The sequence below is a fragment of the Pseudomonas sp. genome, assembly GCF_049645325.1.
Taxonomy (GTDB): domain Bacteria; phylum Pseudomonadota; class Gammaproteobacteria; order Pseudomonadales; family Pseudomonadaceae; genus Aquipseudomonas.
Genome location: NZ_JBARTQ010000505.1, coordinates 1 through 9,165 on the forward strand (window position 1 = coordinate 1; position 9,165 = coordinate 9,165).

7 protein-coding genes are annotated in these 9,165 nt (G+C 60.7%); all 7 read right to left on the reverse strand.

What is annotated here, in order from left to right; all coding sequences use genetic code 11:
- Positions 1-52: 52 nt before the first annotated feature.
- The 7 genes from WBB95_RS21495 to WBB95_RS21525 all read right to left on the reverse strand — a co-directional run bounded on the left by WBB95_RS21495 (position 53) and on the right by WBB95_RS21525 (position 9,119).
- Complete coding sequence (locus WBB95_RS21495) at positions 53-850, reverse strand: transporter substrate-binding domain-containing protein (protein ID WP_424489404.1); 798 nt, start codon at positions 848-850, stop codon at positions 53-55.
- A 220-nt stretch (positions 851-1,070) separates the two neighbouring features.
- Positions 1,071-1,871, reverse strand: a complete 801-nt coding sequence (locus WBB95_RS21500) for a transporter substrate-binding domain-containing protein (RefSeq protein ID WP_424489405.1) — start codon at positions 1,869-1,871, stop codon at positions 1,071-1,073.
- Positions 1,872-2,057: 186 nt separating this feature from the next.
- Positions 2,058-4,628, reverse strand: a complete 2,571-nt coding sequence (gene mdoH, locus WBB95_RS21505; RefSeq protein ID WP_424489406.1) for a glucans biosynthesis glucosyltransferase MdoH — start codon at positions 4,626-4,628, stop codon at positions 2,058-2,060.
- Complete coding sequence (locus WBB95_RS21510; protein WP_424489407.1) at positions 4,621-6,414, reverse strand: glucan biosynthesis protein G; 1,794 nt, start codon at positions 6,412-6,414, stop codon at positions 4,621-4,623. The genes mdoH and WBB95_RS21510 overlap by 8 nt, the downstream gene beginning before the upstream one ends.
- Before the next feature lie 266 nt (positions 6,415-6,680).
- Positions 6,681-7,118: a D-aminoacyl-tRNA deacylase gene (gene dtd / locus WBB95_RS21515; RefSeq protein ID WP_078740275.1), complete on the reverse strand. Its 438-nt coding sequence runs from the start codon at positions 7,116-7,118 to the stop codon at positions 6,681-6,683.
- Positions 7,115-8,086: a prolyl aminopeptidase gene (pip, locus tag WBB95_RS21520; protein ID WP_424489408.1), complete on the reverse strand. Its 972-nt coding sequence runs from the start codon at positions 8,084-8,086 to the stop codon at positions 7,115-7,117. Before pip ends, dtd begins: the two co-directional genes overlap by 4 nt.
- 103 nt (positions 8,087-8,189) lie before the next feature.
- Positions 8,190-9,119 carry an alpha/beta hydrolase gene (locus WBB95_RS21525; protein ID WP_424489409.1) on the reverse strand — a complete coding sequence of 310 codons (930 nt, stop codon included), beginning with the start codon at positions 9,117-9,119 and terminating at the stop codon, positions 8,190-8,192.
- Positions 9,120-9,165 lie beyond the last annotated feature (46 nt).

Here is a 9,165-nt window from a genome sequence, read left to right on the forward strand (position 1 = left end):
ATCCAATGTGGGAGCGGGCTTGCTCGCGAAGGGCGCGACTCGGTCTCAGCCTTTATTCCATGTCCTTGAGCCACTCGGAGCTCTTGAACCACTTGTCATGGATGCGATCGTAGGTGCCGTCGTTACGGATCTGGTGCAGGAAGTTGTTGATGTAGTTGAGGCTGTCGTAATCGCCTTTTTTCAGGCCGAACGCCAACGGTTCGAAGGTGAAGGGTTCGTCCAGGAACACCAGCTTGCCGTTGCCGACTTTCTTCTCGGCGACGACGTTGTACGGCGCGTCATACACAAAGGCATCCGCCTTGCCGTTGACCACGTCCAGCACGCCTTCCTGCTCATTGTCGTAACCGTGGTACTTGGCTTTGGAGATCAGCTTCCTGGCGACCATCTCACCAGTGGTGCCGAGCTTGGAGGTCAGGCGGTACTTCTCGTCGTTCAGGTCTTTGTAGGACTTGATGGTGCCTTCCAGGTCCTTGCGGATCAGCAGGGTCTGGCCGACCACGATGAACGGTTCGCTGAAGTTCAGGCGCAGGTTACGTTCCTGGGTCAGGGTCATGCCGCTGCCGATCATGTCGAACTTGCCGGTCAGGAAGGCCGGGATGATGCCGTCATAACCGGTGGACACCAGCTCCAGCTTGACGCCCATGGACTTGGCCATGGCCTTGAGGATGTCGACTTCAAAGCCGATGATTTCACCGCGCTTGTCTGTCATTTCGAACGGCATGTAGGTCGGGTCCATGCCGACTTTCAGCGTGCCGCGCTTGACGGCATCGTCGATGGCACCGGCCTGGGCCGCCGTGGCCGCAACCAGCGCGGTGACGCCGAGCAGCAGCATCGAAAGATACTTTTTCATCATCAAGTCCCCTGAACGATTCGTGTAACGTCGGCGCGCAAAAAGGGCTGCACCAATTCGGGGTGCGATCCTACCCCACTCGCCTCCCGTCACAAAGGTTTCACGGCTAAATGTTACCGGCGTATGTCGGAAAAGCCCCACAACGGTGCATCCAGTGCGCGCGGTAGACGCGTCAGCGCCGACATTCGCCAATTGATTGATGTGTAAGCACTTATGACGTTCAGTCAATCTCCGCCATCCACGCAGTGTCCGTGAACCACTTGTCGTGGAGGCGATCGTAGGTGCCATCCTGGGCCACCTGGTTGAGGAAATGGTTGATCCAGTTGAGGCTGTCGTAATCGCCTTTTTTCAGGCCGAACGCCAACGGCTCGAACGTGAACGGCTGCTCAAGGGCCAACAGGCTCTGGTTTTCCGGCCGGGTCATGGCGATCAGGTTGTAAGGCGCGTCATGGATAAACGCGTCGGCTTTGCCCTCCACCACCTGCCGCACCGCGTCTTCCGAGGAAGCGAAGCTGCTTAGTCGAGCCGCTCCCAGAAAGCGTGCCGCCGCGGCCTCCCCCGTGGTGCCTTCAGTGGCCACGACGCGGTAACCGGCTTCGTCGAGGTCTTCGATACTCGAAACCTTACCGGCCAAGCTGGGGTGCAGCAGCACGGTCTGGCCCACGACGATAAAGGAGTCGCTGAAATTCAGCTTCAGGTTGCGCTCCTGAGTGACCGTCATGCCGCTGCCGATCAGGTCAAACTTCTTCGCCATCAACCCCGGCAGCAAGTCGGTGTAAGGCACCGACACCAGTTCAAGCTCCACGTCCAGGGCGCGGCTCATGGCCTGGAGCAGGTCGATTTCGAAGCCAACGATGCGGCCCTGCTTGTCGGTCATTTCGAAGGGGACGTAGGTGGGCGTGGTGCCGACTTTAAGCACCCCACGGCGAACGGCATCGTCAAGGGCGCCGGCGCTCACCAGGCCCGCGCAGATCAAGGCGACAGTGCCGATCAGCCATGCCGAACAATACCTTTTGATCATGAATCCCCCCGTGGCACATCAGAATTTGGGGGTGATGCTACCCCAGCCACAGGCACGGCAATACGCCTCGAACAAAGGTCTTTTGTTTCGAAATAACAAGGGGTTAGCGATAAAAGGAAGCGGCGTGAAACGCTGTAGGACCAGCGCTTCGAACACCCCCGAGGTGAACCCTCGGGGGTGTCTGAATCAGGCCGGTTGGGCCTGGGACGACAGCGGTTGCAGCGGCAGCAACGGCGCGTGCGGGTCAGCCTTGATCGAGGCGCGCCACGCGTCCAGCCACTCGGCGTGGCCTTCGCTCCAGACCTGCTCGTGTAGGCGAGCCAGGGCGACCGGGTCGCTGAGCAGCGCCAGGCGCTCACCGTTATTGAGGCCGGCAGGACCGACTTTCAATGCATGGCGAACACGCTCCAGGCGCAGGTACTCAATCGGCTCCGCCTCGCGGTGACGCGACGTGGCCAAGGCGCATGCCAGGGCGTTCTGCTGCGGGTCGACCACCGAACGCACAAACCCGTCATTCAGGGCGTGCCAACGGTTTTCGTGGGTGTACTTCTCTGTCGACAGCAGCGCTTGCGGCGGATTGTATTCCTCAGGGATCAGGAACAGGCTCTCGTCGCGGGACTTGAGGCCCAGCTTGACCCGGCTGGAAATCACCGACACCGGAATCGACAGCATCAGCGAACCGACGATCGGGGTCAGCCACCACAGGAAGCTTGGGTTCAGCCATACCACCAACAGTGCCCACAGGAAGCCGAGCACGGTTTGCGGACCGTGGCGCTTGACGGCCTCGCTCCATGGCGTGGAGTCGTCGTCACGCTGCGGCGAGTTCCAGGTCGCGGCCCAACCGAGGAACGCGGCGAGGACGAAACGGGTGTGGAAGATCATCCGCACCGGCGCCAGCAGCATGGAGAACAACATCTCCAGCAGCATCGACAGCGTCACCTTGAACTTGCCACCGAACTCTTTCGCGCCCTTGGCCCAGATCAGGATGATGCTCAGCAATTTAGGCAGGAACAGCAGCACGATGGTGGTGGAGAACAGCGCCACCGCCTTGTCCGGATGCCATTGCGGCCACAGCGGGTACAACTGGCGCGGCGCCATGAAGTACTGCGGTTCCATCAATGTGTTGACCGCCAGCAAGGCCGTCGACAGCACCAGAAACAGGAACCACAACGGTGCCGACAGGTACGACATCACGCCTGTCAGGAACACCGCACGGTGCACCGGGTGCATGCCTTTAACCAGGAACAGACGGAAGTTCATCAGGTTACCGTGGCACCAGCGACGGTCACGCTTGAGTTCGTCCAGCAGGTTCGGCGGCAGTTCTTCATAGCTGCCTGGCAGGTCGTAGGCAATCCACACGCCCCAGCCGGCACGGCGCATCAGCGCCGCTTCAACGAAGTCGTGGGAGAGGATCGAACCGGCAAAGGCGCCTTTACCGGGCAACGGCGCCAGGGCGCAGTGCTCGATGAACGGCTTCATGCGGATGATCGCGTTGTGACCCCAGTAGTGGGATTCACCCAACTGCCAGAAGTGCAGGCCGGCGGTAAACAGCGGGCCGTAGACGCGGGTGGCGAACTGCTGCATGCGCGCATACAGAGTGTCCATGCCCGACGCCCGTGGCGCGGTCTGGATAATCCCCGCATCCGGCGTGGCTTCCATCAGGCGCACGAGGCTGGTCAGGCATTCGCCGCTCATCACGCTGTCGGCGTCGAGCACCACCATGTACTTGTAGTCACCGCCCCAGCGACGGCAGAAGTCGTCGAGGTTGCCGCTCTTGCGTTTGACGCGACGGCGACGGCGACGATAGAAGATCTTGCCGAAGCCACCGGCTTCACGGCACACGTCGAGCCAGGCTTGCTGTTCGGCGATGCAGATATCGGCTTCATTACTGTCGCTGAGCACGAAGAAATCGAAGCGGTCCAGGTCACCTGTGGCGGCTACCGATTCAAACGTGGCGCGCAGACCGGCAAATACCCGGGGCACGTCTTCGTTGCAGATCGGCATTACCAGCGCGGTGCGGGCGTCTTTCGGAATGGGTTCATCGCCGGCACTTTTACCGGATATCCGGTATTTATCATGACCGGTCAGCAGTTCCAGAAAGCCCATCAAGGCGGTCCAGAAACCCGCCGAAACCCAACAGAACAAGATCCCGAACATGATCAGGATGCTGGTTTGCAGAGCGTACGGCAGTACCTGGGTGGCCGTTTGCAGCAAGGTCTGGTTGCGGATTTCGTCGAACGAAACCAGTGACCAGCCCTGATACGGCATGATGCCCTTCATGTACCAGCCGGCAATAATGGTCTGGCCGAGCATCAGCACCAGCAAAATGTAACGACGGATCGAACCCACGGTACGCCAGCGCGCAGCCGGCAATACGCGCTCATCCTTCGGCGGTGCTGGAGGGTTGGTGCGACCGGTCATCCGGCGCCATCCGCGCACCAGAATGTTGGTGCGCCAAGGCTCGGGCACCACTCGGGTCCGGCGGATCGGCGGCGTAGCTTTCAGGCAAACCCGACCACTGGCGTCGAGCGCCAGCATTTCCGCGTCTTGCAGCTCTTCGGCGGTATTGAGGGTCAGCCGACGGCCGACCGACGCTTGAGCAGCGTCGGCAGGTGCGTCGAAGGCCTTGGACGACAGGCGTTCGTGCAGCTCGCTGAAGGATGAGCAACCCGCCAGTTCGGCGCGCTGCTCAGCAGTCATCGGGAGGTGCGCCAGGTACTCCGACAGCGTCTCTGGCGTAGCTTGAGAATTACTCATCGGCAGGCAACTGGTAGCTCCAGGTCTCGGTCAGGACTTTTTCAGTCTTGGTCGGTTCCGGGGTAGAGAGTGGCGTAGCAGGAGCAGCTTCTGGCTGCTTGGCATCCTTGTCTTTCGCATCTTTGGCGTCTTTAACGTCTTTAACGTCTTTCGCCTCTTTTGCGTCTTTCTTGGCCTGCTTCTCGTGTTGCTTGGCCAGCAGCTTGTCAGCCTTGAGCACCTGGGTCGAAGCCTTCTCAGGCTCCGGCTGCGGGATGTCCTGGACCAGCGCCGCACGCATCTCGGTCGGCTTGCCTGCGTCCTTGATCTTCATGCGCAGGGTCAGGCGCCAGCCTTTGGTGTGCTCGTTGTAGCGCACGCTGTTTTCAACGATTTCAGCATTGTCGCCGACGCTGACCTGGCTACGTACCGGGGCATCCTCGGGCAGGGCTTTGAGGGACGGGCCCTCGAAATCCACCAGGTAGGCCACGCTGCCATCAGGTTGACGGATCAGGTTGGACTGCTTCACGTCACCGGTGGAACGCAGGGTCTGCTTGACCCAGGCGCTGTCGGCCGGGTGCAGGGCTTTTTCGTCCATGGTCCAGTGCAGGCGGTAGCTGACATCCAGCGGCTTGCCGACTTCCGGCAACTCGGCCGGGCTCCAGAACGCAACGATGTTGTCGTTGGTTTCATCGGCAGTCGGAATCTCGACCAGGTCGACGGAACCCTTACCCCAGTCGCCTTCAGGCTCGATCCAGGCGCTTGGGCGCTTGTCGTAGTTGTCGTCCAGGTCTTCGTAGTGGCTGAAATCGCGACCCCGTTGCAGCAGGCCGAAACCCCGTGGGTTTTCCACGGTGAAGTTGCTGACCGACAGGTGTTTAGGGTTGTTCAGTGGGCGCCAGATCCACTCGCCATTGCCGGCATGGATCGACAGGCCGCTGGAATCGTGCAGCTCACGACGGTAGTTGAGCACCTTCGATGGCTGGTTCGCGCCGAACAGGTACATGCTGGTCAGCGGGGCAACGCCCAGCTTGGTGACCTTGTCGCGCAGGTACATCTGCGATTTGACGTCGACAATGGTGTCGGTGCCAGGGCGCAGGGTCAGGCGATAAGCACCGGTGGCGCGCGGGGAGTCCAGCAGGGCGAAGATCACCAGCTGTTTTTCACCCTGTTTCGGGCGCTCGATCCAGAACTCGGTGAAACGCGGGAATTCTTCGCCGGACGGCAATGCCGTGTCGATTGCCATGCCACGCGCGGACAGGCCATAGGACTGGCCCTTGCCGACGACGCGGAAGTAGCTCGCGCCGAGCATGGTCATGATTTCGTCTTGCTTGTCGTCTTTGTTGATCGGGTACAGCACACGGAAACCGGCATAACCCAGCTGTTCGGTGGCTTTAGGATCAAACTTCACGTCGCCGAAATCGAAGCGCGTCGGGTCGTATTTGATTTCACGAACGCTGTCGGCGGTCACTTCGTTGATTTTCACCGGCGTGTCGAAGTGCATGCCCTGGTGATAGAAGGACAGTTTGAACGGGGTGTTCTGATCGGCCCACTCGGCTTTTTCGTTGCGGAAACGAATCTTCTGATAGTCGGCGAATTTCATTTCGCGAAATTCGTTCGGCAGATTGCTGCGCGGAGCTTCGTATTTCTGCCCGGCCAGCTCTTTTGCCTTGGCCGACACATCATCCAGACTGAATGCCCACAGTTGACCCGCGCCGAACAGGCAAAACAGGGCAGAGCCCGTTACCAGTGCGTTTCGTAACCGTTTGGCTGACAATTTTGGTGCATTACAGGGACTAACAATCACGAGCAACCCTCGCCGAAAACAGATCAAAAAACCAACGGCCAGCTATCTATATGCCAGGTTGGCGAGCATTGTTCCGACTCCCCTGGGTCAAAATGATTCCCCAAAGGCCACCGGACAAGTCTCTACCTAAGTCAAAATTGGACCAAACAACGCTGATCCCCATAGCGCGCGATTATCTAGTAGCCCGCGAAACAACGCATCAGGGACAGCGAAGTATTTGTAGCGAAACCCTGCGTTTTTAGGCATTAAAGTCGTTTTTAATACATTCATGTCTGTAAGAGGAATGTCACAGGGCCATCATTGACCAAATGCACCTGCATATCCGCGCCAAAACGGCCTGACGCCACCTTGCCATGCAATTGTTGCGCTTGTAACAGCAAGTGATCAAAAAGCGCCGCGCCAAGCGCCGGAGGGGCCGCCGTGGAGAAGCTCGGCCGCAGCCCGCTTTTTGTGTCCGCCGCCAGGGTGAACTGCGACACCAGCAGTAAACCGCCGCCAATGTCCTTCAAGGACAGGTTCATCTTGCCCTCGTCGTCGCTGAACACCCGATAGTTAAGCAGCTTGTGCAGAAGTTTGTCGGCGCTCTCGGGCGTATCTGAAGGTTCGACGGCCACCAGCACCAGCAAACCCTGGTCGATCGCCCCCACTACTTCGCCCGCCACCTCGACGCGGGCGCCACGCACCCGTTGCAACAAGCCCTTCATGCTTCTTCTGGTGGCAGATCAAGCAGGCGCCGTGCCATTTCGCCGGTCGCGCGCACTAAGGCATCGGTGATACCCGGCTCGGACGCGGCATGGCCCGCCTCCCGAATGACTTGCAGCTCGCTGTTGGGCCACGCCTGGTGCAGCTCCCAGGCGTTGTCCAGCGGGCAGATCATATCGTAGCGGCCATGAATGATTACGCCAGGCAAATGGGCGATCTTGTGCATATCGCGAATCAGCTGGTTGGGCTCCAGGAAGGAGTTGTTGGTGAAGTAGTGGCACTCGATACGCGCGATGGAGAGCGCGCGCTGCGGCTCGGCAAAACGCTCAATCTGCTGCGGGTTCGGGCACAGGCTGAGCATGCGACCTTCCCAGGTGGACCAGGCTTTGGCGGCGTGCATCTGGGCGATCTGGTCGTTGCCGGTCAGGCGCTTGTGGTAGGCCGTGAGCAAGTCGTGGCGTTCTTCCTGGGGGATCGGCGCCAGGTAGTCCTGCCAGTAATCCGGGAACATGCGGCTGGCGCCGGCCTGGTAGAACCACTGGATGTCCTGCGGGCGGGCCAGGAAAATGCCGCGCACGATCAGGCCATGCACGCGCTCGGGATGGGTTTGCGCGTAGGCCAGGGCCAGTGTCGAGCCCCAGGAGCCACCGAACAGCACCCACTTGTCGATGCCCAGGTGTTCGCGAATGCGCTCAAGGTCGGCGACCAGGTCCCAGGTGGTGTTGTTTTCGAGGCTGGCGCGCGGGGTGGATCGGCCGCAGCCACGCTGATCAAAAGTAACAATGCGGTACAGGTTCGGATCAAAGTAGCAGCGGCTGTTGGCGTCACACCCGGCGCCGGGGCCGCCGTGGATGAACACGACGGGCAAGCCTTCGCGGGAGCCACTTTCATCGACATACAGCGTGTGGGTGTCATCGACTGCCAGATCGTGCCGGGCGTAGGGTTTGATCTGCGGGTACCAAGTCTGCATTGCGCGCTCCGTAGGGTGTCGGGTTCATCCCTGAGGGGACGTCTATTATTCTGCCGTCTGGCATCATAAACCCGAATTGTGCAATGAGCATGTCCTTGAGCGCTTAGACCTGTGTCAGCCCTTCGCTCCTCAGGTAATCGAAGAGACAGGCATACAGCTGATCCACCTCGGGCGCCTGGCCGCGTGCGCGCAAACAGCCGTGGACCAGGCCTTTGCCGGGATACAGCGTGGCCTCGACGCCCGCCGCGCGCAGGCGTTCGGCATACAGCATGCCGTCATCGCGCAGCGGGTCGAACTGGGCCACGGCGATCAGTGCCTTGGGCAAACCGCCGAAATCCTCGGCCTGCAGCGGCATGGCGTAGGCCGATGGTTTGCCGGTGCCTCGCAGGTAGAGCGCCAGGTAGCAGTCGGTGTCGGCGGAACTGAGCAGCGGCGCGTCCGCGCAATCGCGGCGCGAGGGTAGATCGGCCGGGCCGCCCAGGCCGGGGTAAATCAACACCTGGGCGCGGGGCAGAGGCTGGCCGTCATCGCGCAGCCCCAGGCACAACGCCGCCGCCAGATTGCCACCCGCGCTATCACCCATCACCACCAGACGCTGCAGATTGATTGCATGCGGCCCCTGCCCCGCCTGGATCGCCTGCCACACCGCGCGGCAATCCTCGTATGCCGCCGGGAATGGGTGCTCAGGCGCCAGACGGTAGTCGATGCCGATCACCAGCACCTGCAGCGTGCTGGCGAGTTCGAGGCAGATGAAGTCGTGGGAGTCCAACCCGCCGACCACCCAACCGCCGCCGTGCATATAAAGGAGGCAGGGCCAACCTTCGGCCGGTGCCGGTATCGGCGGCTGATAGCTACGCACCCTGACACCGCCGAGGTAAATGTCCGAGACTTGCAGCCCTTCAGGCGGCGACGGGGTGAATGCCTGACACATACGGTCGTAGTTCTGACGCAACCCTGCCAGCGATGAGTCATCGCTGGCGAAGGATTCCGTCTTGGCAACAAACGCCGCCATCTGCGGAGAAATCGGGTACATGCGCAAATATCCCTGTGGGAGCTGGCTTGCCTGCGATAGCGGTGTG

What these genes read in the sequence shown, in the direction of transcription:
- WBB95_RS21495 (WP_424489404.1), bottom strand. Translation starts at nt 850, where the DNA reads ATGAAAAAGTATCTTTCGATGCTGCTGCTCGGCGTCACCGCGCTGGTT.
- WBB95_RS21500 (WP_424489405.1), bottom strand. Translation starts at nt 1,871, where the DNA reads ATGATCAAAAGGTATTGTTCGGCATGGCTGATCGGCACTGTCGCCTTG.
- mdoH (WP_424489406.1), bottom strand. Translation starts at nt 4,628, where the DNA reads ATGAGTAATTCTCAAGCTACGCCAGAGACGCTGTCGGAGTACCTGGCG.
- dtd (WP_078740275.1), bottom strand. Translation starts at nt 7,118, where the DNA reads ATGAAGGGCTTGTTGCAACGGGTGCGTGGCGCCCGCGTCGAGGTGGCG.
- pip (WP_424489408.1), bottom strand. Translation starts at nt 8,086, where the DNA reads ATGCAGACTTGGTACCCGCAGATCAAACCCTACGCCCGGCACGATCTG.
- WBB95_RS21525 (WP_424489409.1), bottom strand. Translation starts at nt 9,119, where the DNA reads ATGTACCCGATTTCTCCGCAGATGGCGGCGTTTGTTGCCAAGACGGAA.